General features: G+C 69.2%; 20 protein-coding genes. 4 read left to right on the forward strand and 16 right to left on the reverse strand.

All coding sequences use genetic code 11. The annotated features are described in order from the left end of the window. The 12 genes from argJ to VHC04_RS18175 all read right to left on the reverse strand — a co-directional run. On the reverse strand, positions 1 to 1,056 hold a 1,056-nt coding region (gene argJ / locus VHC04_RS18120; protein WP_325684078.1), incomplete at its 3' end, for a bifunctional glutamate N-acetyltransferase/amino-acid acetyltransferase ArgJ. 146 nt (positions 1,057 to 1,202) lie between these two features. After that, a complete protein-coding gene (locus tag VHC04_RS18125; protein ID WP_325683888.1) occupies positions 1,203 to 2,201 on the reverse strand; it encodes a peptidylprolyl isomerase in 999 nt (332 codons plus the stop codon). Positions 2,202 to 2,285: 84 nt separating this feature from the next. Next, positions 2,286 to 3,368, reverse strand: a complete 1,083-nt coding sequence (locus VHC04_RS18130) for a peptidylprolyl isomerase (protein WP_325683890.1) — start codon at positions 3,366 to 3,368, stop codon at positions 2,286 to 2,288. Then, positions 3,365 to 3,865, reverse strand: a complete 501-nt coding sequence (locus VHC04_RS18135) for an NADH-quinone oxidoreductase subunit B family protein (protein WP_325683892.1) — start codon at positions 3,863 to 3,865, stop codon at positions 3,365 to 3,367. The genes VHC04_RS18130 and VHC04_RS18135 overlap by 4 nt, the downstream gene beginning before the upstream one ends. A 3-nt stretch (positions 3,866 to 3,868) precedes the next feature. After that, positions 3,869 to 5,005, reverse strand: coding sequence for an acyl-CoA dehydrogenase family protein (locus VHC04_RS18140; RefSeq protein WP_325683894.1), 1,137 nt, complete (start codon positions 5,003 to 5,005; stop codon positions 3,869 to 3,871). A gap of 262 nt (positions 5,006 to 5,267) precedes the next feature. After that, on the reverse strand, positions 5,268 to 6,140 hold the full coding sequence (locus tag VHC04_RS18145; protein WP_325683896.1) for a hypothetical protein: 873 nt from the start codon (positions 6,138 to 6,140) through the stop codon (positions 5,268 to 5,270). 162 nt (positions 6,141 to 6,302) lie between these two features. Further along, positions 6,303 to 6,557, reverse strand: a complete 255-nt coding sequence (locus VHC04_RS18150; RefSeq protein WP_325683897.1) for a hypothetical protein — start codon at positions 6,555 to 6,557, stop codon at positions 6,303 to 6,305. Positions 6,558 to 6,738: 181 nt separating this feature from the next. Continuing rightward, entirely contained in the window at positions 6,739 to 7,788 is a 1,050-nt protein-coding gene (locus VHC04_RS18155) for a DUF2125 domain-containing protein (protein ID WP_325683899.1), read from the reverse strand. Positions 7,789 to 8,121: 333 nt separating this feature from the next. Then, the gene (locus tag VHC04_RS18160) at positions 8,122 to 8,832 is read right to left on the reverse strand and encodes a lysophospholipid acyltransferase family protein (RefSeq protein WP_325683901.1); all 711 of its coding nucleotides are present in this window, start codon (positions 8,830 to 8,832) and stop codon (positions 8,122 to 8,124) included. An 8-nt stretch (positions 8,833 to 8,840) separates the two neighbouring features. Next, positions 8,841 to 9,476, reverse strand: a complete 636-nt coding sequence (locus tag VHC04_RS18165) for a YdcF family protein (RefSeq protein ID WP_325683903.1) — start codon at positions 9,474 to 9,476, stop codon at positions 8,841 to 8,843. Beyond that, positions 9,473 to 10,438, reverse strand: a complete 966-nt coding sequence (locus VHC04_RS18170) for a cell division protein FtsX (protein ID WP_325683905.1) — start codon at positions 10,436 to 10,438, stop codon at positions 9,473 to 9,475. Before VHC04_RS18170 ends, VHC04_RS18165 begins: the two co-directional genes overlap by 4 nt. A gap of 60 nt (positions 10,439 to 10,498) precedes the next feature. After that, positions 10,499 to 11,326 (reverse strand): cell division ATP-binding protein FtsE, encoded by an 828-nt coding sequence (locus VHC04_RS18175; protein ID WP_408903831.1) that lies wholly within the window; start codon positions 11,324 to 11,326, stop codon positions 10,499 to 10,501. Positions 11,327 to 11,550: 224 nt separating this feature from the next. On the opposite strand from VHC04_RS18175, the gene VHC04_RS18180 reads away from it, so the two are divergent. Beyond that, positions 11,551 to 12,147 carry a zinc-ribbon domain-containing protein gene (locus VHC04_RS18180; RefSeq protein ID WP_325684082.1) on the forward strand — a complete coding sequence of 199 codons (597 nt, stop codon included), beginning with the start codon at positions 11,551 to 11,553 and terminating at the stop codon, positions 12,145 to 12,147. A gap of 156 nt (positions 12,148 to 12,303) precedes the next feature. Beyond that, positions 12,304 to 14,814: a glycogen/starch/alpha-glucan phosphorylase gene (locus VHC04_RS18185; protein ID WP_413789124.1), complete on the forward strand. Its 2,511-nt coding sequence runs from the start codon at positions 12,304 to 12,306 to the stop codon at positions 14,812 to 14,814. Between the two features lie 110 nt (positions 14,815 to 14,924). Here VHC04_RS18185 and VHC04_RS18190 read toward each other — a convergent pair whose 3' ends face one another. Further along, the gene (locus VHC04_RS18190) at positions 14,925 to 17,078 is read right to left on the reverse strand and encodes a TonB-dependent receptor (RefSeq protein WP_325683907.1); all 2,154 of its coding nucleotides are present in this window, start codon (positions 17,076 to 17,078) and stop codon (positions 14,925 to 14,927) included. Between the two features lie 946 nt (positions 17,079 to 18,024). Between VHC04_RS18190 and VHC04_RS18195 the strand changes: the two genes are divergently transcribed. Further along, entirely contained in the window at positions 18,025 to 18,336 is a 312-nt protein-coding gene (locus VHC04_RS18195) for an energy transducer TonB (protein ID WP_325683909.1), read from the forward strand. Between the two features lie 216 nt (positions 18,337 to 18,552). Here the strand turns inward: VHC04_RS18195 and VHC04_RS18200 are convergent, their stop codons facing one another. The 3 genes from VHC04_RS18200 to VHC04_RS18210 all read right to left on the reverse strand — a co-directional run bounded on the left by VHC04_RS18200 (position 18,553) and on the right by VHC04_RS18210 (position 21,647). Then, complete coding sequence (locus tag VHC04_RS18200) at positions 18,553 to 19,071, reverse strand: hypothetical protein (protein WP_325683911.1); 519 nt, start codon at positions 19,069 to 19,071, stop codon at positions 18,553 to 18,555. A gap of 271 nt (positions 19,072 to 19,342) precedes the next feature. After that, positions 19,343 to 19,840 carry a DNA starvation/stationary phase protection protein Dps gene (gene dps, locus VHC04_RS18205; RefSeq protein ID WP_408903832.1) on the reverse strand — a complete coding sequence of 166 codons (498 nt, stop codon included), beginning with the start codon at positions 19,838 to 19,840 and terminating at the stop codon, positions 19,343 to 19,345. Positions 19,841 to 19,967: 127 nt separating this feature from the next. Continuing rightward, the gene (locus tag VHC04_RS18210) at positions 19,968 to 21,647 is read right to left on the reverse strand and encodes an MFS transporter (protein ID WP_325683915.1); all 1,680 of its coding nucleotides are present in this window, start codon (positions 21,645 to 21,647) and stop codon (positions 19,968 to 19,970) included. Between the two features lie 436 nt (positions 21,648 to 22,083). Between VHC04_RS18210 and VHC04_RS18215 the strand changes: the two genes are divergently transcribed. Beyond that, positions 22,084 to 22,611: a flavin reductase gene (locus VHC04_RS18215; RefSeq protein ID WP_408903834.1), complete on the forward strand. Its 528-nt coding sequence runs from the start codon at positions 22,084 to 22,086 to the stop codon at positions 22,609 to 22,611. Positions 22,612 to 22,666: the final 55 nt, after the last annotated feature.

Raw genomic sequence — 22,666 nt, forward strand, 5'->3', positions numbered from 1 at the left:
CATCCAGACGCCGCCGACGCCGATCGACAGCTTGTCGCGGTCCGCCGGTTCGCCGGCCTTGCCTACCGCCATGACGATGCGGCCCCAGTTGGCGTCCTCGCCGGCAATCGCGGTCTTCACCAGCGGCGAATTGGCCACCGCCATGGCGATCCGCTTGGCCGAGCGCGGGGTGGTCGCACCGGTGACGTCGATGCGCACCAGCTTCTGCGCCCCCTCCCCGTCGCGCACCACCTGCAGCGCCAGGTCCATCAGCACCTCGTCCAGCGCGCGGGCAAAGTCACGCAGCATCGGCCCGCCCTCGGCCGGCACGCGCGCATGCTTCGTCGCACCGGTGGCGAACAGCAACACGGTGTCGGAGGTGGAGGTATCAGAATCCACCGTCGTGCTGTTGAACGAGCCGTCCACGCCCTTCTTCAACAGCGCCTGCAGCACGGGCGCGGGAATCTTCGCGTCGGTGAACACGAAGCACAGCATGGTCGCCATGTCCGGCGCGATCATGCCGCTGCCCTTGGCGATACCGCTGATCCGGACGGTGGCATCGCCGATCTGCGCGCTGCGGGACGCCGCCTTGGGGAACGTATCGGTCGTCATGATGCCGCGCGCCGCCGCCTCCCAGGCATCCTCGCTCAAACTGTCCCGCAGGCCCGGCAGCGCGGCGACCAGCTTCTCGTGCGGCAGCACCTCGCCGATCACGCCGGTCGAAGCGACGAAGACCTGTTTCGGCGGACATCCGGCCAGCTTGGCCGCCGCCGCCGCGGTGGCGGCACAGGCCTCTCGCCCGGCCTTGCCGGTGAAGACATTGGCATTGCCGGCATTGACGATGACCATGCGCGCCCGACCGCTCTTCAGCGCCGCTCGGCACCAATCCACCGGCGCGCCGGGACACTTGTTGGAGGTGAACACCCCGGCGACCGTCGAGCCGCTGGGCACCTCCATCATCACCACGTCGGTGCGCCCCTTATAGCGGATTCCCGCTTCCGCGGCGGCCAGCCGGACCCCGGCCAGCGGCGGCAAAGCTGGCAGCGGAACGGCCAGCGGCGAGACCTTGCCCGTCATCTTCATCCCCCCTTCCTGAGCGAGCCCGCCCGGCACCGCAGGCGTGGATCGCGCATTGAACACAACGCGGATGGCACGAGGCCGGAAGACCGGACGCGAGTCCGCCCGGCCCCGCCGGGGACCGGTCCGGCTTCCGGGCCGTGCGGCTATTTCGCAGCCGGTGGCGGCTCCGCCGTGTCGGTCGCCTTTACCGGTGAGCCGTCCATGTTGAAAGTCTCGATCTTCACGCCGGCCCGAGCCTTGTTGACGGCCTGCTGGATGGCGTCCTGGATCATCTTCTGGCGCAGCTCGTCCTTCACGTCGTCAAACTTCGGCGGCGGCGCGGTGCGATGTCCCAGCACCTGGATCACGTGGTAACCGAACTGCGTCTTCACCGGAGTCGGCGAGATCTCACCATCCTTCAGGGCGAAGGCGGCGGTGGCGAATTCCGGTACCATGTCGGTCTTCTTGAAGAAGCCCAGATCGCCGCCCTGCTGGGCCGCGCCGGGGTCCTTGCTGTACTGCTTCGACAAGGCGGCGAAATCGCCGCCCTTCTTCAGCTCCGCGATGATCTTCTTCGCGGTGGCCTCATCCGGCACCAGGATGTGCCTGGCGTGCACCTCCTCCTCGCCCTTGGCGTTGGCATTGTCCTTGTCGAACTTCGCCTGCACGGCGGCGTCCGTGACCTGCGGCCGGACCTCCTTGCCCAGCATCGCGGTCACCAGGGCGCGGTCCGCCGCCGCCTGCATCTGCTTCGCCACCGCCGGGTCCTTGTCGAGACCGGCCTTGCGCGCCTCGATCAGCAGGGCCTTGGAGTCGACCAGCTGCGACAGCAGCATCGGGTAGAGCTGCTGCGGCGGCAGCTGGCGCGCCTGCGCCGGCAGCGTCTCGGCGGCCATGTTCAGGTCGCTCATGTGGATCGGCTCGCCATCGACGGTCGCCAGCACCGGGTCGGCGGGTGCCGTCGCGGTCCCGGCGGCGGGCGGCTTCGCCGGGGTTTGCGGGGTGGGAGCCCGCAGGGTGGGCGCCTGCTGTGCGGGCGTCTGCTGTGCGGGCGTCTGCTGTGCCTGGGCCTGTGGCGGCAGCACCGGGACGGTCCCGACGGCAAGAATGAACGCGAGTGCGCGAGCCGGGGCCCGCAGAGAGCAGTCCGGACGGAGTGCCATGCATACCTCTGGAAAAACTGCGGCCTTATGACCGAAGCGCCACACTGTCACAAGGCAGGTTGGGCATTTGTCATACGGCCTCCATCAATGCGGCAGGATCGTCGTCGCCGCGGTATCGCCCGGCCCGGTCATCGGCATTTCCGTTCCGTCGACGTTGTAACGCCGTATCAGTGCGTCCTCGCGAGCCTGACGGATGACGGAACGAACCGCCTCGGCCAGAAGTTCCCGCCGGATATCCTCCCGCACGTCATCCAGGTTCGGGGTCGGCGCCAGCCGCTTCTCCTCCACCTTGATCACGTGCCAGCCGAATTCGTTCTTCACCGGATCGGGGCTGACCTGGCCGGGAGCCAGGCTGAACGCGACATCGGCCAGGCTGGGCCAAAGGTCGCTGCGCCGCACGAACCCGATATCGCCGCCGCGATCGGCATCCGGGTCCTTGCTGTCGATCCGGGCCAGGGCGGCGAAATCGGCCCCCTTGCGCAACTGCTCGATGATCGAGCGGGCCTCGGCCTCGGTGCCGACCAGGATGTGGCGGAGATGAACTTCCTCGGTCACCGTGCGGCGGCCATAGAGCTGCTCATAGCGCTTGCGGATCGCCGCCTCGGTCACCATCGGCACCGCCTTCTGCGCCAGATAGGCGCCTTCCAGAATCCGGTCGGTCGCCGCCAGGATGTCCCGCTGCACCTCCGGCCGGCTTTCCAGCCCCGCTCGGCGCGCCGCCATCGACAGCGCCGCGTGGTCGATCACCCGGTTCAGCAGGTCCGGGTACAGGCGGTCGAACGGCAGGGCGCGCAAGGACGGGGGCAGCGTCTGCACCACCCGGCCGATATCGCTCATGCGGATCTGGCGGCCATCGACGCTGGCCACAATCGTGTCGTCGCCACCCGGTGGCGCGGCGGGCGGCGGAACGATCGTCGGCGGCGGCACCGCCGGCTTCGGCTGCGCCAGCGCCACGCCGGCACCGACACCCCAGCCACCGGCACCCCAACCCCAGCCACCGGCACCCCAGCCACCGGCACCCCAGGGGGCGGGCGCCATCCAGACCTGGACCGCCACCGCCGCCGCCAGCACCCGGGCCAGCACCGTCGGAGCCGCGAAGATCGGGGCCGCAAATATCCGGGCCGCCGACGCCGAACGCGCGCGCCGCGGCAGGCGCCAACGGCTCATCCGAGCAGCGCCAGCAGACCCTGCAGCAACTGCCTGGGCGTCGGCGGGCAACCGCGAATCACCAGGTCCACCGGGACCACGCCGGACACGCCCCCCGCCACGGCGTAGCTGCCGGCGAACACCCCGCCATCGGCGGCACAATCACCGATCGCGACAACCCATTTCGGATCGGGGATCGCCCGCCAGGTGCGCTCCAGCGCTTCCCGCATGTTCTTCGTCACCGGCCCGGTCACCGTCAGCACGTCCGCATGCCGCGGCGAGGCGACGAAGCGGAGCCCGTACCGTTCCAGGTCATGGAAGGCGTTGTTGAGCGCGTGGATCTCCAGCTCGCAGCCATTGCAGGAGCCGGCATCGACCGCGCGGATCGACAGGCTCCGCCCCAGCCGGCGGCGGGCGGCCTGGTCCAGCGTGGCCGCCATCGCCGCCAGCTCCGGGTCGGGCGGCGGCGGCGGTTCGGTCAGCGGCGGGCGCAGCCCCTGCAGCAGGTGGCGCAGCATCGCCTACAGCATCCGCTGCAGGATCAGCTTCTGCACATCGGATGTACCCTCGTAGATCTGGCAGACACGGACGTCGCGGTAGATCCGCTCCACCGGGTAGTCGGCCAGGAAGCCGTAGCCGCCCAGGGTCTGGATCGAGGCGGTGCAGACCGCCTCCGCGGCCTCCGAGGCGAACAGCTTCGCCATGCAGGCCGCCTCCAGCGCCGGCTGGCCGTCGGCCTTCAGCCGAGCGGCGTGCAGCGTCAGCTGGCGGGCCGCCTCCAGCCGGGTCTTGGCGTCGGCCAGGCGGAAGCCGACCGCCTGCATGTCGATGATCGCGGTGCCGAACGCCTTGCGCTCCCGCGCATAGCCAATCGCGTATTCCAGCGCCGCGCGGGCCATGCCGACGCTCTGCGCGGCGATGCCGATGCGGCCGCTCTCCAGGGTGGACAGGGCGATCTTGTAGCCCTCCCCTTCGGCGCCGATGCGCTGGTCCTCGGGGACCTCCACATCCTCGAAGGTCAGGGCGCAGGTGTCCGATGCCTTCTGGCCCAGCTTCTCCTCGGTGCGGGCGACCTGGAAGCCCGGCGTGGCCTTGTCGATGACGAAGGCGGACAGGCCGCGCTTGCCGGCCGATGGGTCGGTGACGGCAAAGAACACCAGGCTGCCGGGGTGGGTGGCATTGCTGATGAACTGCTTGGCGCCGTTGACGATGTAGCGGTCGCCCTTCTTCACCGCCCGCGTGCGCAGGTTGGACGCATCGGACCCCGCCTGCGGCTCGGTCAGCCCGAAGGAGCCGACATGCTCCGCCGTTGCCAGCTTGCGCAGCCAGCGGTCCTTCTGCGCGTCGGTGCCGTAATTGTTGATGACGATGCAGGTCGGTGAATTATGCACCGAGATCATGGTGGAGATCGAACCGTCGCCGGCGGCGATCTCCTCCAGCGCCAGGGCGTAGGTGACGGGATCGATCTCCGCCCCGTCCCACTCGGCCGGCGTGGTCGCACCGAACATGCCCAGCCCACCCAGCTCGCGGATGACCTCGGGCTCGATGCGCTTGTTCCTTTCCCGCTCCGCCGCCAGCGGGGCGAGACGCTCCTGCGAGAAGCGGCGCACCATGTCGATGATCATGGTATCGCCGTGCGGAGAGATGCTGTCGGCCATGGCGGCTAACCCTCGGTTGCGGACCTTGCTGGGATGGCCCGTTTACACCCGCCGGGGCCGGCCGGTCCATGGCGCAGGTGGCGGCGATTTCCTAGCGGGGGTGGGAGTCGCGGGCCGGGGAGTGGCGGGCGGCCATGGGGCGGAAGCCGCAAGGCGGCGGCCCGCGCATCGATGGCCGCGCACGGTCCGTTGCGAAAGCGGTATGGACCATGCCGCACCAGCCTGTCATGGCACGCCCGGCGCCGGGTCGCGCACCCGCCGGTCAGGCAACGGCCGGCAGGCTCTCCGCCGCCGCCGAGGTGGCATTCTGGCGCGCCTGCCGGCGGAGCTGGGCCAGCTTCATCCGCGTCGTGTCGACGATGCGCTGCTGCGCGCGGATCTGCTGGGCGGCGGGGCTGTGTGGTGACGGCGCGCCCTTGTAGCGCGCCTTCATCGTGGTGAGCAGGTGCTCGGCCGCGGCCGCCATGGCCTCGGCCCTGGCGAGCGCCGAGGCGGGACAATCGTCGCGATCCTCGGCGGCGTCGGCGCCAGGCGTTGCGGCGGGGCTGGCCTGGCCGGCTTCCGGATCGGCGGCGGAGTGTGCCGCCGAGGCGTCACATCCCTCCCCCGCTGCCGCATGGGCGGACTGGCCGCCAGCCTCTGCCGTGTCAGGCACGGCGGGGCTGGTGTCTGCCGGCGGGGCCGCCATCGGCCGCGCCGGTTCAGGGTCCCGCCCAGGAGCGATCGCCGACGGATGCGATGCGGCGGCGATATCGCCGGCGGGTTCCGGCGTCGCCCGCCGCGCCTGGCAGAACTGACGCTCCGCCGACAATCCGGCGCGCACCACGCCGGAGACCCAGCGCCGAACCTCCTTCAGGCTTCCCGCCGGATCGTCCTGCTGATGCGCGGCATCGGCCAGCGCCCGCAAGCCGTTCAGGCTCAGCCCGATGGCGGTCCCGGCGAGACGAAGCTCCCGCCCGCTGCGCGGCTGGTAGTCGGCGAGCATCCGGATCGCCGCGTCGCGCGCGGCCGCCCGATCGAGAGCCAGGATCGGCATGATCATGCGGACCAGGAGGCCGACGACCATCTCCACGACGGGTGCAGGCAGGGCGGCGGCCAGGGCGGCGGGCAGAGCGGCGGTAAGAGACATCGGCATGGTCGCTTTTTGTTGCTCAAATGTTCTTTCCTTCATACGCGGGAAGCCGCCCTGGGTCAAACTTATTTTCCTAGAAAACGGCTGCGCCGCCGCCTGACCCCGCCGCCCCGCCCCCATGGGCCGGCGCGCTTGCCGTGTCCCGCCATCGAAGCCTCGGTGGCGTCAGGCGACCTGTCGCAGGCAAGGGCGGACCAGCCGGCTGACCGACCGCACGCCCACCACCTGCCGCAGATTGCCCTCGACCAGGTGCACCATGTCGGCCGGCATCGCCTCCATCGCGATCTCGACATGCATCGTCTCGCCGGAGCGGTGCGACCACATGCGGTCGGGTGTCAGGTCGCGCTTGGCATAGGGCTGCAGCAGGCGCGACAGCAGCCCGGGCGAACTGTCAGCGTCGAGCAGGAAACGGACGGCCATATCGGGTACCGCCGTTTCAGGCATGGCTGTCACGGGTGCGGAATATGCGGACGAAGCATCGGACATCGATCGGAACTCCAGGCAGGCAAACGGAAAAAGCGGGACGACTCCCCGGCTGCTCAGGCAGCCGGGCCACTAATTCGTTTGCTGCGGGTTCCCGTGCGCATGGGCCCTCATAACATCATTGATGCGACCAGTCGAGTTCCGGCAGCCGCAAAAGCGGCACCTGTCGCATCGACAAAGTGCGGTACTGCAATGTCAGCGGCACATCGACGGAGCTGGGCTCGTCGCCGGCGGCGCTGCCCGCCAGCAGGGACAGCACCGCCTTCGCCGCGGTCGCGGCGGATTTCGTCATCACCCCGCCGGCCGCCAGACGGTCCAGCGCCTCGGCGAAGCCCAGCAGCCGGACAGTGCCGCTGCCCATCGGCTGCAACTCCTCATCCAGCGCCAGGGTCGCCCCGCCGGTCACGCCCAGCGGTCCCCATCCCATCGCGAAATGGGAAATCTCCAGCGACCCGCCATTGTCGCGCCACGCCGCGGCCCAGCCGGCCATGTCGCGTTCGGACCGGTCGGCGGGCACCGACCCGCTGAACTTCCCATCCGTCGCCAGCGAGGACAGCGTCGGACCCAGCGCCCAGCGGACCGAGCTGGGAAGCCCGATCGCCTCGGCGCTCAAGGAAAAGCGCACCGGCGGGGTAGTCGGGTCCGGCGCCTCCGCGATCTCGATATCCATGCTCAGCAGCCCCGCGGTGGCATGCCAGCCCCCGCCAGCCGGCTCAAGCCGCAGGCCCCGCGCGCGCAACGTCAGCGGCAGCGTCGTGCGGGTGGCCAGCAGGTCGACGCTCCAGTCCAGCGCCTCCCCCGTGATCACCATGTCCTGGGCGTCGCCCAACTGGACATGCTGCGGCCCCTCCAGCCGGATGGTCAGGCCGGTGGGCTGATACAGCGGCATCGACAGCATCACCGACGCCGAGGCCCAGCGGACGTCGCCCGGCATCGCCGGCCCCCGGTGCCGCAGCGACAGGTTCGGCACGGTCAGGCTGGCGGCATAGGGCCAGCCGCCCCTGGACGGCTGACCCATCGCCACCTCCCACCCCTCGGCCCGGCGCGCGGCGACCCAGTCTCGCAGCCCGGCGCGCAGGCGGGAGACGCCGTATTGCCAGTAGGCCAGGTCACCCGCCAGCAGCAGCACGGGAATCGCCGCCAGAATGATCCAGGTCTTCCGCCTCATGACACCTCAGGGATGGAGATCGTGCCGTCGAGTCGGCGGCGTGGATCATAGACCGGCGGCAATGGGATGCCGATGCCGGGACGATGGGGCAGGTCGGGCCGGAAACCGTGGAAGCGCGCCGATCAGGTCCGCCAGCCACAGCCGGAGCGAGAGTTTTATTTTCTTAATACAACCGAACTTTTTGCAAGATTTTGTTATCCCCAAACGGAATATTCCTATTTCGTCTCCCAGCCCGCCCTTGACAAGAAGGGATTTCAATATGTTATGCTGCCATGCTGATGCGTGGCACGAGCATTTGCCCACATTGTCCCACAGAGTTATCCACACCCCTGGTCAAACAGCAGATTTCGACGGCGCGTCCAGCACGCTCATGCCTTGCGCAAGACTCCGCATGAGGGCAGCCCTGGGCGTAGAAGCGGGGATCGGCTCGCCGATCACGATGCGGATCACGCCCGGTCGCTTGCGGAAGGCGCGGCGGCCCCAGAACAGGCCGGAATTGGTCGAGACCGGGATCACCGGCTGGCCAAGCCTGGCTGCCAGGGCCGCGATACCCGGCTGCAGTGATCCGATCCGGCCCGGCGGCGCCCGCGTGCCCTCGGGGAAAATGACGATCTGGCGCTGCTCGCGCACCGCCCGCTCGCCTTCCCGCAGCAGGCTGCGCAGCGCAGCGCCGCCAGCCTCCCGGTCCACCGCGATCATCCCGGCATGCAGCATCAACGGCCCGAACAGCGGGATGCGCAGCAGCTCCCGCTTCAGCACGTAGCAGCATTTCGGCACCAGGGTCAGCCAGACGAAGATGTCGAAGGCCGATTGGTGGCGCGACGCGATCAGCGCCGCGCCGGGCGGGACGTTCTCCAGCCCCGTCACCTCCACCCGGATGCCGCAGATCCAGCGCAGCAGGCGCAGGTTCAGCCTGGCCCAGAACATCGGCACGACCAGGCCATGGGCCGGACCGCGCAGCCGCATCGCCTCGGCCACGAAGGTCAGCAGGAAGGTGATGGTGAAGAAGACGATATTGAACAGGATCGACCGAAGCAGAACCATTCCCGGACTCAGACCCCCGCGGACAGCGCCGCTTCGCGGTGCGGGAACCAGGACGACAGTCCGGCCACGACCAGCAGGTATTTCGAATACTCTTCCGCGCGCAGCCGCAGACTGGGCTGCGCGGCGTGCGCGTCCACCTCCTCCACGCCGACCGGCAGCGGATACAGGGCCACGTCCGGCAGCGCTCGGCGCAGTTCCACGAGCGCGCGGGGCATGTGCCACGCCGCGGTCACCACGATCAAGGAGCGGATGCGGTTCTGGGTCGCCCAGGCCGCGGTTTCCACCGCATTGCCGTAGGTCGAGGCGGCGAAGCGCCCCAGCGTGATCCGTGTGGCGAGCGGCGTCAGGTCCACGCCGGACAGGTGCGCGATGGCGCCGAGATCGGCATTGCCGCCGATGCCGGTGATCAGCAGCTTGCCGGCGCCGCCGTCGGCCAGCAGATGGACGGCGGCCCCGACCCGGCCGGCACCGCCGGTCAGCGCCACGACGCCGTCGACATGCGGCGGCGGCGGCGGCGGGACGCGCTGGATGTCGCCAAGGAACCAGGCGAAGCCGGCGCCCCAGGCCAGCACGACGAGCAGCGGGGCCGCGAGCAACAGACGCAGCAGCGCATGGCGCCTGGTCGTCGTCGCACCGCCGGTCACGGCAACCGCCGCAGCCACCGCCGCACCGTACCCTGCGCGGTCAGGAAGCCGATCGCCGCCGCCAGGACCGGCAGGCACGGCAGCGAGGCCCACATCGCCGCCGGCACCGTGGTCAGGGCGGTGGTCCAGTCGCCGAGATCGGCCGACTGGCTGCCGAACGGCGCCGCCAGATTGGCCAGCACCAGCAGGACCGGCAGCGCGACCAGCCCGCCGCCCGCCGCACCCGCCGCCGCCAGCCAGGTGACGCGGGACGCAAAGCGGCCGGCGATGTAGGAGTCGCTGGCGCCCAGCCCGTGCACGATCTCGATCGCCTCCCGCCGGCGGGTCAGCCCGGCCCGTGTCGCCACCGCCACCACCGCGGCCGCCACCGCGGCCACGATCACCAGGGCAAGCCCGGCGCAGGCCTGCAGGCTGCGGGTCAACAGGGTCAGGCGGCGAATCCAGACATTGTGGTCCTCCACCATCGTGCCGGGCGCCGCCTGCTCCAGCCGCCGAGCCATCGGGCCGACATCGAGCGCCGGCTGGTTGAGCCGCACGGCGATCACCGCCGGGACGGGCACCGCGAGCTGAGTCGAGGCAGCGGCGTTGCCAAGCCAGGGACGCAGCAGCGCGGCGAGCTCCTCATTGGTCAGGGCATGGGCCGAGGTCACCCCAGGCGTGCCGGTCAGCAGGTTCAGCACGGCGGCAAGGCGGGTGGTGTCGCCATCCGCCGCCTTGTCCTGGGCGTCCGGCACCTGGACGGTCAGCGCCGATCCGGCACCCTCGCGCCAGTGCCGCGACAGCGCGGCGATCCCGAACCAGCCAGCCAGCGCCAGCGCCGCCAGGAAGGTCATCGCCGCCACCAGCAGCGGCAGCATCCGGTCGGACAGCGCTCGGCGCAGCCCCAGCTCATCGAAGCCGGATGGGCGCAGCGAAATCACCGCGGACGCGTCCCGGCGCGGCGGCGCGGCCAGGGATGGCACATGCCGCCGGCTCCCGGTACACGCGGACCGGCGGTGCCGATCGTGGCATCGGTCACGGTTTCATTCATGCGCGACCGGCCGCAGGTCGTACGCGTCAGGCCGCATGTCGCGATCCTCGCGGTCCATGGAGATCAGCCGGCCCTCGGACAGGCGCAGCGCCGGCGCGGGATGGCGGGCGACCAGAGCCTCGTTATGCGTGGCGACGATGACGGTGGTGCCGATCCGGTTCAGCTCCTTGAACAGGTGCATCAGGCGCTCCGCCTGCACATCATCCAGGTTGCCGGTCGGTTCGTCCGCCAGCAGCAGCGCCGGACGGGTGATCACGGCCCGGGCGATGGCGACACGCTGCTGCTCGCCGCCTGACAGCGACGCCGGCGACAGATGCAGGTAGCGGGACAGGCCGACCCATTTCAGCAGCTCCGTGACATCGGCGCGGATCTGGCCCTCCGGCCGTCCGGCCAGGCGCAGCGGCAGCGCAACGTTGTCGAACGCGGACAGGTGCTGCAGCAGGCGAAAATCCTGGAAGACCACGCCGATGCGCCGGCGCAGGGCCGGCAGCGCGGCACGCGGCGCTGTGGTGACGTCGGTGCCCAACAGCGTCAGCCGTCCGCGCGTCGGCCGCACCGCCAGATACATCAGCCGCATCATGCTGGATTTGCCGGCACCGGACGGACCCAGCAGCCAGCGGAATGCGCCGGCATGCAAATGGAAGGTGATGTCGTGCAGCACCTCGGGGGAGGCACCACGTCCCATGCGACGCCCCTCCTCCCGCCGGTCGCCCTTTCCCGGCTCGCCGCGGCCGAAGACGGCGCCGCCACGCCCGGTCCGCACCGAGGGCATGAAGCCGACCGGTGCGTAGCGCAACCCGACCATGTCGAATCGAAGCATGACATCATGTCTAGCCGAGGCGGCGTCGCCTTGTCATACGCCCGCTCGCCGCATGGCTGCCCGCCACTCGGACCGCCCGCTTCAGGCCGAGCGGCGGGGTAAAAGCATTGCTGTGCGCACGGGCCGAGAGAATTTCGTGATTCGGCCGGCCGCGACGCCTGATCCCTGTTGCACCGGCCGGGGTCGATCGCCGATATGACGCACTCTGTCCAATCGTGTCGATCATGCATCTGACCTGCCCGCATTGCGCCGCCGTCTATGAGGTCCCCGAGGGCAGCCTGCGGCCCGGGCGGCGGGCGCAATGCGCGCGCTGCGGCACGCGTTGGGTGCCGGCACAGGATGAAACGCCGTCGCCGCAGGCAGACGCCGAACTGACACTCGCGGATCCTCAGGCCGAGGAGGTCCCCGCCCATGACCCCGCGCCACAGGCGGCGGCCGAGTCGCCTGCCGCCACGCCGCCGAGCGCGCCGCCGGAGACGGCGGTGACGGTGCCGGCGGCGACGGTGCCGGCGGGGCCGACCGCCATGGACCGGCTGGTCGCGCAGGCGCCGCATACGTCCCAGGTGGGGCTGCGCGCCGCCTGGATGGCGTCGATCCTGGTGCTGGCCGCCGCCGTCGCCGCCGCCTTCATCTGGCGCGCCGACATCACCACCGCCTGGCCTCCGGCCGTTCGGGTTCTCGGCGGCGCGGCCGCTTCCGCCGTGGAGGCGCCGCGGCCGGGCATCGATCCGCCGGCGCCGGCATCCGGCCAGGCAGCCGATCCACGGCATGCCGGCACGCAGCCCCCCGACTCGGAGCGTACTGGCGCGCCACGCCGTTGATTGGCCGGCGACACTTGCTTATTTTAACGACAAATAGACCAAAATGTAATCATTTGGAGCCGTCTGCCATCGCAATAAGCAGCCATACTTCACGAATGGTTGAGCGGTGGTACGGACTATGCTTTCGTCCACGCTCCCGATGATTGAAGAGAGAAGGTGACCAGCGTGGTGCTCGAACTGGAGATGGCGGCGAGGACCGAGGATGACCTGGGGGGTCTCGTCGGCGGCGGCGATGACGCGGTCGCGCAGCTTCAGACCGCCATCCTGGACAAGCTGCGCTACGCCGTTGGTAAGCGCCAGGCCATCGCCACGGAGCGGGACTGGCTGATGGCCACGGCGATCGCGGTGCGGGACCGGATCGTCGATCGCTGGCAGGCCGGCAACGAGCTGACGTACCAGAAGGGCCAGAAGCGGGTCTACTACCTGTCGCTGGAGTTCCTGATCGGGCGGCTGCTGTTCGACAACCTGAACAACACGCAGACTCTGGAGACGATGCGCGCGGCGCTGGCCGGGCTGAACGTCGACCTGGACAAGTTGCGGGCGCTGGAGCCGGATGCCGCGCTGGGCAATGGCGGCCTGGGGCGGCTGGCCGCCTGCTTCATGGAAAGCATGGCGACCCTGGATATCCCGGCCTATGGCTACGGAATCCGGTACGACCACGGCCTGTTCCGCCAGGTGATGAAGAACGGCTGGCAGCAGGAATACCCCGAGGACTGGCTGTCGCTGGGCAACCCGTGGGAGTTCCACCGGCCGGAGGTGGTCTATGACATCGGCTTCGGCGGCTCGATCGAGGTCGTGCCGATCTCGGAAGCGGCGGTGCGGCATGTCTGGCATCCGGCCGAGACGATCGAGGCGGTGGCCTATGACACCCCGACCGTGGGCTGGCGCGCCAACCGGGTGAACACGCTGCGGCTCTGGTCGGCGCACGCCGCCGACCCGTTGCGGCTGGACGCGTTCAATCGCGGCGACCATATCGACGCGCTGGCGGACCAGGTGCGCGCGGCGTCGATCTCCAAGGTCCTGTACCCGTCGGACGCGACGCCGGCGGGCCAGGAACTGCGGCTGCGGCAAGAGTATTTCTTCGTCTCCGCCTCCCTGCAGGACCTGGTCCGGCGGCACATCCGCACCTTCGGCCATGTCGCCACCCTGGCCGACAAGACGGCGATCCAGCTGAACGACACCCACCCGGCGATCGCGGTGGCGGAGATGATGCGCATCCTGCTGGACGTGCACCACATGGCCTGGGACGACGCGTGGCGGATCACCTGGTCGACCTTCAGCTATACGAACCACACCCTGCTGCCCGAGGCGCTGGAGGTCTGGCCGGTCCCGTTGATGGAGCGCCTGCTGCCGCGCCACATGCAGATCATCTACCTGCTGAACGCGCTGCATCTGGGCGCGGTGCGGCGGCAGTTCCCGCACGACGACCGGCTGCTGTCCTCGGTGTCGATCATCGACGAAAGCCAGGGCCGCCGCGTGCGCATGAGCCACCTGGCCTTCCTGGGCTCGCATCACGTGAACGGCGTGTCCGCGCTGCACACCGACCTGATGCGGGAGACGGTGTTCCACGACCTGCACGCGGTGTTCCCGGACCGGATCGTCAACGTCACCAACGGCATCGCCTTCCGCCGCTGGCTACATGAGGCGAACCCGCGCCTGACCCGCCTGCTGGTCGACGCGGTCGGACCGTCGGTGCTGGACAATGAGGCGAAGCTGACCGATCTGCGCGCCCTGGCCACCGATATCGGCTTCCAGAAGCGCATCGCCGCCGCCCGCTATATGAACAAGCTGGCGCTGACCGAGGTGATCCGGCGGGAGCTGGAGATTCGCGTCGACCCGGCGGCGCTGTTCGACGTGCAGATCAAGCGCATGCACGAATACAAGCGGCAATTGCTGAACATCCTGGAAGCGATCGCGCTGTACAATGCGATCCGGGCGCGGCCGATGGACGACTGGACGCCGCGGGTGAAGGTGTTCGCCGGCAAGGCGGCGGCGAGCTACCACCAGGCCAAGCTGATCATCAAGCTGATCCACGACGTCGCCCGCGTCGTCAACAGCGACCCGACCGTGCGGGACACGCTGAAGATCGTCTTCCTGCCGAACTATTCCGTCAGCCTCGCCGAGGTGATCATTCCGGCCGCCGATTTGTCGGAGCAGATCTCGACCGCCGGCATGGAGGCGTCGGGCACCGGCAACATGAAGCTTGCCCTGAACGGCGCGCTGACGGTCGGCACGCTGGATGGCGCGAATGTCGAGATCAGTGAGCGGGTGGGCGAGGACAATATCTTCATCTTCGGCCTGACCGCCGACCAGGTGTCGGACCGGCGGGCGCACCAGGGCATCGATTCCAGCGACATCATCGCCCGGTCGCCGGTGCTGGCCGAGGTCCTGTCCAGCGTCGAATCCGGCGTGTTCTCACCCGACCAGCCCGACCGCTACCAGGGCCTGGTGAACAGCCTGCGCGGCCATGACTACTTCATGGTTTGCGCGGATTTCGACGACTACTACGCGACCCAGCGGCGGATCGCGGAGCTGTGGCGCCAACCGGAGCACTGGTGGAAGGCATCGATCCTGAACACGGCGAATGTCGGCTGGTTCTCCTCCGACCGTTCGATCCGGGAATACGCGGCGGAAATCTGGAACGTCCCGACCCGCGCGCCGGGCTGAGGGGCGCCTGAAGCATGGCAGGGCCAGGTTGACCCTGTCATGCTCTATCACTTCTTTGATCCAGGAATGCGATCCACGCCCTCCCGCCGCCGGCTTCAGGCGATCGCGTTCTAGAAGCGCTGGGTCAGCCCGGCCAGCACCGTCCGCCGCAACCCATATTGCGGCGCCCCGACGCCGACGCCCGTGCCGTTCCGGATCTGGTACACCGTGTCGCCGACATTCAGCACGTCCAGCCGCAGCTCCGTGCCTGTCGGCAGGCGCTGAACGACCGAGAGGTTGACGACGCCATAGGCCGGCAGCGCCACGCCGTTCGGTACGGCGGCGGTGCTGGCGCGCAATCCGCTTTGCAGCAGCGCGTCGACCGAGAAGCGGGTCGGATGGTCGGTATCGTGGTTGAGCGCATAGGCGGCGCCGGCCGATCCGGTCCAGGTCTGATTGTGGTCCAGGTAGATGTAATTGCCGGCGATATAGGCCAGCTCGTCCGGATCGAAATTGAACTGCGCGGAAACGATCCGGGTGCCGATCGCGCGTGCCCAGGCGATGTTGCCGTACAGGGACAGCGGCCCGCGTTCATAGTTGACGCTGAGCTGGGTGCCCAGCTGGCGGCCATGAGCATAGTTGAAGGCGGTCAGGACGACCGGCGCGCCGAACTGGCCTTCATCCAGCAGGTGGTTGCTGATCTTGTAATACGTGTCGACGCCGATGGTCAGCCCGGGAATCACCACCTGGTTCAGCGCCACATCGAAATAGTTCGATCGCTCCGCCCGCACCGGATCATTCCGGGTCACCGCCGGGGCAGCGGTGGTGCCGGCGAACTGCTGTACGACATCGGGGGACACCAGCTCGAACGGCGGCGGGACGAAATAGCGGGCGTAACCCGCGGTCAACGTGGTGGTCGGGGCCGGCTTCCACACCACGTTCAGCCGTGGGCTGACCTGCGTTTCGTTGGTGAACTCGGCGACGCCGTCAAATCGCAGCCCGCCGTTGATCGTCACGGTCGGCAGGACGCGCCACTCGTCCTGCACATACATCCCGTACAGGCCGCCGGTCTTGCTGAAGCTGTTGGCCACCCCGATCGGCACCTCCGTGGTCGGGCTGCCGTCGCTGTCCGTCGGCAGCACCTGGGCATAGGACTTGCCGCCGGCGATCGCCTGCTGCACCAGGAAGCCGGCGCGCAGCGTATGGGAATCGTTGATGCGCCAGCTGCCGTCCGACTGGATGCCATAGGCGATGTTCGACCGACGGGCCTGCTGCGCGATCCCGTTGAACAGCAGGTCGCCCAGCCAGTCGGGTGAGAAGTTCAGCCAGCTGTAACGGGTATAGGCCGAGACCTGCAGATCGACGTCGTTGACGTGCTTCTGCAGTGACAGGATGGCGAAATCGTTCCGCTCCCACTGGTTTTCGTCCAGCCTGGCGCTGTTGAAGCTGGAGACGCCGTTGACCGGGAAGCCCAGCGTCTGCTGACCGGGGTTGTTGGGGATCTGGAACTGCCCCTCGAAGCTGCCCAGGATCATGCTGATCCGGGTGTCGGGATCGACGATGCCGGAGACATAGGCCAGCCCGTGCCATTGGTTCGTGGTGTCGTGGATGGCGTCCCGGGTGGGTGCCGGGTTCTCGATCCCGCGGGTGTTGTGCATGACGTCGCCGGTGATGTACCAGTCCACCGGCCCCGCGTGGCCGCCGTACTCGAAGGACGGCTGCAGCCAGCTCGATTGCCCGCCATACATGCTCACCGCCAGGCCGGGGTTGCCGAGACCGGTCTTGGTCTGGATGTCGACCACGCCCGCGGTCTGGAACCCGTACTGCGCCGGCAGCGCGCCGGTGACCAGCGACATGCTTTGCGCGAAGCGGGATTCGATCGCCTGGCCGAACATCGACAGCCCGTCCGGCAGCTGCACCCCGTTGATGCGGTATTGCAGGTTGGCGTGCTCCCCACGGACATGGATCTGGCCGAAACTGTCCTGCACCACGCCGGGCGCCTGCAGCAGCACCTGGTTCAGCGGTGCGTTCTCCCCTTGCGGGACGGCCTGCAGCGCGTCCGGCGAAAAACGATACACGCTGGCGCCCAGGCTGGGTTGAATCCGCTGGCGCGCCTCGTCCAGCCGCTTGGACACCACGTCGATGTCGATGATGAGGTCATTGCCGTCGGGCCCGTTGTCCGCATGCGCGGACGGATTGGACCCGTTGTCCGCATGCGCGGACGGGGCGGCGACGGCGACGGCAAGCCCGACGGCGCCCAGCAAGGCGGCTCGATTCAAACCCATGAATTCCCCCTTTGCAGAACCGCGCCGATCCGCGAGACTGCCAGTAATGTTATGTTATAACGTACCAATTCGACCAGGGGAGCAAGACAGGAATCGTTGGCGCGGCCCGGCGCCGACCCGCATGCCGGTCGCCGCCTGGATTGTCAGCCTGGGTCTGCATGCGTCCCTGCTCGGACTGGCGCTCGCAGGGGTCTCGGGCACCCGGCCGGTCGCAACGCCAGCAGAACAAGCCGTCGCGATGGCGTTTGCGCCATCCACCCCCGCCGGCATGGCGAACGGACCGGGACCGGCTGCGGAGGCGCCAGCGGAACCGCACCCACCGATCGAACCGCCCCCACTAATCGAACCGCCCCCACCGGCGGCCGGTGCGGCGCCGGAACATGCGCCAGCGATGCCGCCGGCGCCGCCCGTCGAACCGGCCGCGGAACCGGCTCTGCCACCAGCCCCCGCCTTGCCCGCGGGGCTGGAGGTCGCGCGCCCCACCCTCTTCGCGGAGCCCGAGTCCGCGCCGGATACCTCACGGTCAGCCCCGCCACCGGAGCCCGCCGCCATGCCGCCACCAAAGCAGGAGCCGCAACCGGAGCCGGATCGAGCGCCGCGCTCCACCGCCGCTCAACCACCCCTCACACGCCCCACTGGCACACGCCCGACTGGCACACACCCGACTGGCACACACCCGACTGGCACGCGTCAGGCGCCCATCCGCCAGACAGCCGCCCGCCAGACAACCGCCCGACAAACACCTGCCCGAGAGACACCTGCCCGAGAGACACCTGCCCGGCCGGCGCCGGAACGGGCCGCGACCGGAAGGCCGCCCCCACGCGGGGGCGGAATGCCGCCCGCGGCCGGGACCCCTCGGTCCACGGGGCCGGCGGCGGCCGAACCGGGCGCCGCCTCCGCTTCCGCGCCGTCCCCATCCGCCGTGCCCGCGGCCGCCGGCGCGCCGATGCCCGCCGCCGCGTCACCCGATCCGGCGGCCGCAGCGGCCTGGCGCCGCGCCCTCGCCGCCTGGCTTGCCCGGCATAAGACCTATCCCGAAACGGCACGGCGAGACGGCGCCGAGGGCACCGTGGAACTGCGCTTTACCCTGGACCGTTCCGGCCGTGTCCTGGCGGTGGCGGTGTCGCATGGTTCCGGCTTCGCCGTGCTCGACGAAGCCGCCGCGGCCCTGCTGCGAGCCGCGCTGTTGCCCGCACCGCCGAACGGAGCGGAGCCGATCACGGTGACGGTGCGGATACAGTACGTCCTGACCGATTGAACAGTACGTCCTGACCGAGTGAAGCGATCGGCCGACGCCGCGCGCCACGGCCGCTGCCGACCTCTGCTACCGGCCCGGCGGCAGTGTCCCCAGTGCAGTGTCCCCGGTATGGACCGATAAGCACCGACGCCGGCGATCCGCGGCCACGCGGCCATGCCGCACGCCATCCAGACCGGCCGCTCTGGAGGCAGCGGGCCCGCCGGCGGAGCGCCGAGCTTATTCGCTGACCGTATCGATATCCGACCCGCCGGCGGCGGACAGGATCGCGCGCGCCCGCGCCGCATCCTCGGGCGTCAGGGTCCGTACCGTCAGCATGAGATGGCCGCGATCGGCCTCCTCCTCCCGCGACTCCTGCTCCGCCTGTACGCCGGCATCCGCCGCGGCGTAGGTTGCCCCGCCCGCCGCGGCGCCGGCGGCGACCGCGCCCGCCACCGCCGGAGCCGCCGCGCCACCGGTCGCCACGATGACCCCGGCCGCCGCGAGGGCCGCCGCCGCCGCGGCCGTGCTGGTGCCCAAGGTCCGCGCCTGCCGCGCATCGTCCTCGGTCGTCGCCGGCTTGCCGATGCGGGCGCTGGTCTTCTCGTCCAGCGAATGGCCCGGCAACGGCAGCGTCAGCGCCGCCCTGTCGAACCCGGCCTGCATCAATGTCTGAACTGCCTCGTTCATCCGATCCGGATCCGGAAATCGTGCCCGTACCTCGTGCAGATGACTGAGGTCGCCTGCGTGCCCGCTCATCAGCCAGCCTCCTGGGTCAGTGGGAATGCGAGGCCTGGACCACCCTTGCGGCCCGCCTCGGTAGTTTTCTGCCGGTCCTGGGCATGCCGGGGCTGCCGTCATGCTTGCCACCACTCCGGACTCGGGTCGCCATAACCGAACCTCCTTCGGTCGCGTGGGCCGTCAGGCGCCGCTCCGAACCGTTGGTCGACGCGGCGCTCCGGACTCAACGGCCAATGAAGGGGCGAGGTTGCCTTCACGACTGTCGTGACAGCGGCGATGAGCCGTCGCGCTATTTCATGACATGCGCTTCCAGGAACCACAGGGCCTTGTCCAGCGACCTGGACGCCGCGGTGAAGATGTCGGCCGCATCGGGATCGCCGGCCTCGTCCGCCTGCTCGATCGCGGCGCGCACACTGTTCGCGGCCTTGCCGTAGCGCTCGATCAGCGCCTTCAGGTGATCCGGGACGGCGTAGATATCGGTGGGATACGGCGCCAGCGAGGTCGCCTTCTCGGTCGTCTGCACCGTGCCCAGCGCGGTGCCGCCCAGCTGGATGATCCGCTCCGCCATCGTATCGACATGGATGTCGATCTGGGTGCGGAAGCCGTCCAGCATTTCATGCACCGCGATGAAGTCGGGCCCGCGCAGGTTCCAATGGGCCTGCTTCGTGATCAGCGCCAGATCGATGCAGTCGGCCACGCGGGCGTTCAGCAGGTCGATCACCACGGATTTTCCGTTGGCGGGCAGGTCGTTCCTGGTCGCATGCAGCTTCATCCTGTGTCTCTCCATTGACAGGGGTCCGAGGAGAACATGGGGACGGTGCCAGGCGGGCGGGGCCGCGCCGTGTTCACCAACGGTTTACGCGGCGTCGCCTCGCGTATCGTTGATGCGCGGGCTCAGGCGTGGATGCGCGGGCTCAGGCGTGACCCCGCTTCTCCGCGACCTGGTAGGCCGCGCCGGCGAGCCGCAGGTGATCGCGCTCGACCGCCTGGGCGAGATGGTCCTGCGGGTTCACCGCCAGGAGACGGGCCGGCCGCTCCACGTCGTGCTGGAACACGGTCAGCGCCGCCAGCAGCCGCTTGTCGTCCTCCGACAGCCGGACGACCTCACGCAGATGCTCCGTCCAGCTTTCCATCGACCAGACCTCGACCCAATGCTCCGGATGCGCAACGTCGCTGTATAGCTGCCAGAATGTCGCGCCGGTCCTGCCGCGCAGCTGATGCACCTCATTCATCAGGCGCAGGAACTCGGTGCGCTGGCCGCCCTCCACCCGGTAATAGGCCATCTCCATCACCGACCCGCGGGCATGCCGCAGGATCGGAACGAATTCCGGCGCCGGCGCTTCGGGAAGCGGCGCGATCACCTCGGACGGCTTCGGCGCGGCCCGCACGATCGCCTCGATGCTGAAGAAGCGGACCAGCAGCATCAGCACGATCCCGACGGCGGCCGAGGCCAGGAATGTCTGCGACAGGCCGATCTGGTCGCCGATCCAGCCCCAGGCGAAGGACCCCACGGTCAACGCCCCGTTCTGCGCCAGCTGGAAGATCGACAATGCCCGCGCCCGTACCCAGGGCGGGCACACGAGCTGCGCCGCCGCCTGGATCGTGGCGAAGGCCGAGGTCCAGCCCAGGCCGAACAGCAGCATGCCGCCCGCGGTGGGCAGCCAATGATGCGACAGCCCGACGATGACCATGCCGATGCAGGACAGCGTGGTACAGGCCATCACGGTGCCGCCGCGCGACAGCTTGCCACGGACCTTCGGCAGCAGCAGGCCGGAGGTGACGCCGCCGATCCCCATCGCCCCCAGGATGAGGCCGTACATGCCGGCGCCCAGTTGCAGGTCGTGGCGCACGAACAGCGGCAGCAGCGCCCAGGGCGCCGAGGCCGGGATCGAGTAGGCCATGGTGCGCACCATCGCCGACTGGATCGCCGGCGTGTTGCGCACGAACCGCATGCCGGCCCGCATCGCGGGCAGAAAATTCTCCCGCGGCAGGCCGGTGAAATGGCGGCTGTTGCGTTGCCAGAAAAGCAGCGCGGCGATCGGTGCCAGGATCGCCAGCGCATAGGCCGAGAAGGTCAGGCCCGATCCGCCCACCAGGATCAGGAACCCTGCCAGCGCCGGTCCCACCGCTCTGGTCAGGTTGAAGCCGATGCCGTTCAGGGCGATCGCCTGCACCAGATCCTCGCGCGGCACCAGCTCAGGAATCACCGCGTTCCAGGCCGGGTTGACCAGCGCGTTGCCGATACCGATCGCGAAGGTCAGCGCCAGCAGCCACCAGGCCGTCATGGACCCGGTGATGGTCAGCACCGCCAGCAGCGCCGCGGCAGCAAACGTCCAGCATTGGCACGCCGTCAGAAAGATTCGGCGATCGACGATGTCGGCCAGGGCGCCGCCGGGCAGCGCCAGCAGGAACACCGGCATGATCGTGGCGGCCTGCACCGCCGCCACGATCACCGGGTTCGGCGCCAGCGAGGTCATCAGCCAGCCGGCGCCGGTGTTCTGCAGCCAGGTGCCCAGCCAGCCGATGACGGTGGCGACCCACAGGTGGCGGAAGACACCGTTGCGCAGCGGAACGAGAGCGGTCGGAAGCTGCATCACGGAAGCCCCGCGGTCGTCCGGAGTCTGGATGGCGGGCGGCCGGTCATCGCAGGATGCGCCTCAAGCATTCGCAACGCGGCCGCCGATGCAACCGCCTTGCGCTTCATAGCCCATCGCGCCGGCAGGCTGGGGCGATTTTTTCATGGCAGGCGGTGGCGGCATCGCGATCGTTCCAGGCCGTTGCGTCGTGCGGGACCGATCCCGTTCTGCAAGCGGTTTCAGGCGGTTTCGTGGGCGTTCCATTGGGGCGTTCCATTGGGCCGTTCCATTGGGCCGTTCCATTAGGCCGTTCCAGCGGCCCTTCTATCGGGCCGTTCCATTGGGCCGTCGCTTTCGGGCTGCCTGTCGGGTCGTGCATTCCGGCCGCCCGCGGCACCTGGCCGGCGGCTGGTCAGGCCGGCCGCTTTCCCGCATGATCGGGGTGACCGAACGCATGTATGAGGGCGGAGCCGTGGCTGTCGAAAAGCAAGCATATCGAGAGGCGATGGCGCATCTGGGCGCGGCGGTGAACGTGATCACCACCGATGGGCCCGCAGGCAAGGCGGGCTTCACCGCCAGTGCCGTCACCAGCGTGACGGACTCGCCGCCAACCCTGCTGGTCTGCGCCAACCGGACCAACGACTCCTATCCGGCGATGAAGGCGAACGGCGTGCTGTGCGTCAACACGCTGCGTCAGTCGCAGCAAGACCTGTCACCGGTCTTTGCCGGCATGACGGAGCATACCATGGACCAGCGCTTCAGCGGCTACACCTGGCACCAGCTGGAAACCGGCGCTCCCGCCCTGGACCAGGCCGAGGTCGTGTTTGATTGCCGCATCACCCAGGTGGTGGAATGCGGCACCCACGACGTCTTCTTCTGCACCGTGGAGGCGGTCCGCACCTCCGAGGAATATGAGGGTCTGATCTATTACGGCCGCGACTACCACAAGGTCGCCATCAAGAAAGTGACGATCGACAAATAATCGCCTGCCGAAAACGATACCGATCGGCACCAAGGTTGACCGGTACCAGGGTTGA

Source organism: Rhodopila sp. (assembly GCF_035548095.1).
Taxonomy (GTDB): Bacteria; Pseudomonadota; Alphaproteobacteria; order Acetobacterales; family Acetobacteraceae; genus Rhodopila.

Bases quoted from the DNA above. Each gene is read 5' to 3' on its own strand.
- VHC04_RS18215 (WP_408903834.1), top strand. From the start codon at position 22,084: ATGTATGAGGGCGGAGCCGTGGCTGTCGAAAAGCAAGCATATCGAGAG.
- VHC04_RS18135 (WP_325683892.1), bottom strand. From the start codon at position 3,865: ATGCTGCGCCACCTGCTGCAGGGGCTGCGCCCGCCGCTGACCGAACCG.
- VHC04_RS18125 (WP_325683888.1), bottom strand. From the start codon at position 2,201: ATGGCACTCCGTCCGGACTGCTCTCTGCGGGCCCCGGCTCGCGCACTC.
- VHC04_RS18130 (WP_325683890.1), bottom strand. From the start codon at position 3,368: ATGAGCCGTTGGCGCCTGCCGCGGCGCGCGCGTTCGGCGTCGGCGGCC.
- VHC04_RS18200 (WP_325683911.1), bottom strand. From the start codon at position 19,071: ATGAGCGGGCACGCAGGCGACCTCAGTCATCTGCACGAGGTACGGGCA.
- VHC04_RS18190 (WP_325683907.1), bottom strand. From the start codon at position 17,078: ATGGGTTTGAATCGAGCCGCCTTGCTGGGCGCCGTCGGGCTTGCCGTC.
- VHC04_RS18175 (WP_408903831.1), bottom strand. From the start codon at position 11,326: ATGCTTCGATTCGACATGGTCGGGTTGCGCTACGCACCGGTCGGCTTC.
- VHC04_RS18150 (WP_325683897.1), bottom strand. From the start codon at position 6,557: ATGGCCGTCCGTTTCCTGCTCGACGCTGACAGTTCGCCCGGGCTGCTG.
- VHC04_RS18145 (WP_325683896.1), bottom strand. From the start codon at position 6,140: ATGCCGATGTCTCTTACCGCCGCTCTGCCCGCCGCCCTGGCCGCCGCC.
- VHC04_RS18195 (WP_325683909.1), top strand. From the start codon at position 18,025: ATGCCCGCCGCCGCGTCACCCGATCCGGCGGCCGCAGCGGCCTGGCGC.
- VHC04_RS18210 (WP_325683915.1), bottom strand. From the start codon at position 21,647: ATGCAGCTTCCGACCGCTCTCGTTCCGCTGCGCAACGGTGTCTTCCGC.
- VHC04_RS18160 (WP_325683901.1), bottom strand. From the start codon at position 8,832: ATGGTTCTGCTTCGGTCGATCCTGTTCAATATCGTCTTCTTCACCATC.
- VHC04_RS18155 (WP_325683899.1), bottom strand. From the start codon at position 7,788: ATGAGGCGGAAGACCTGGATCATTCTGGCGGCGATTCCCGTGCTGCTG.
- dps (WP_408903832.1), bottom strand. From the start codon at position 19,840: ATGGAGAGACACAGGATGAAGCTGCATGCGACCAGGAACGACCTGCCC.
- VHC04_RS18180 (WP_325684082.1), top strand. From the start codon at position 11,551: ATGCATCTGACCTGCCCGCATTGCGCCGCCGTCTATGAGGTCCCCGAG.
- VHC04_RS18140 (WP_325683894.1), bottom strand. From the start codon at position 5,005: ATGGCCGACAGCATCTCTCCGCACGGCGATACCATGATCATCGACATG.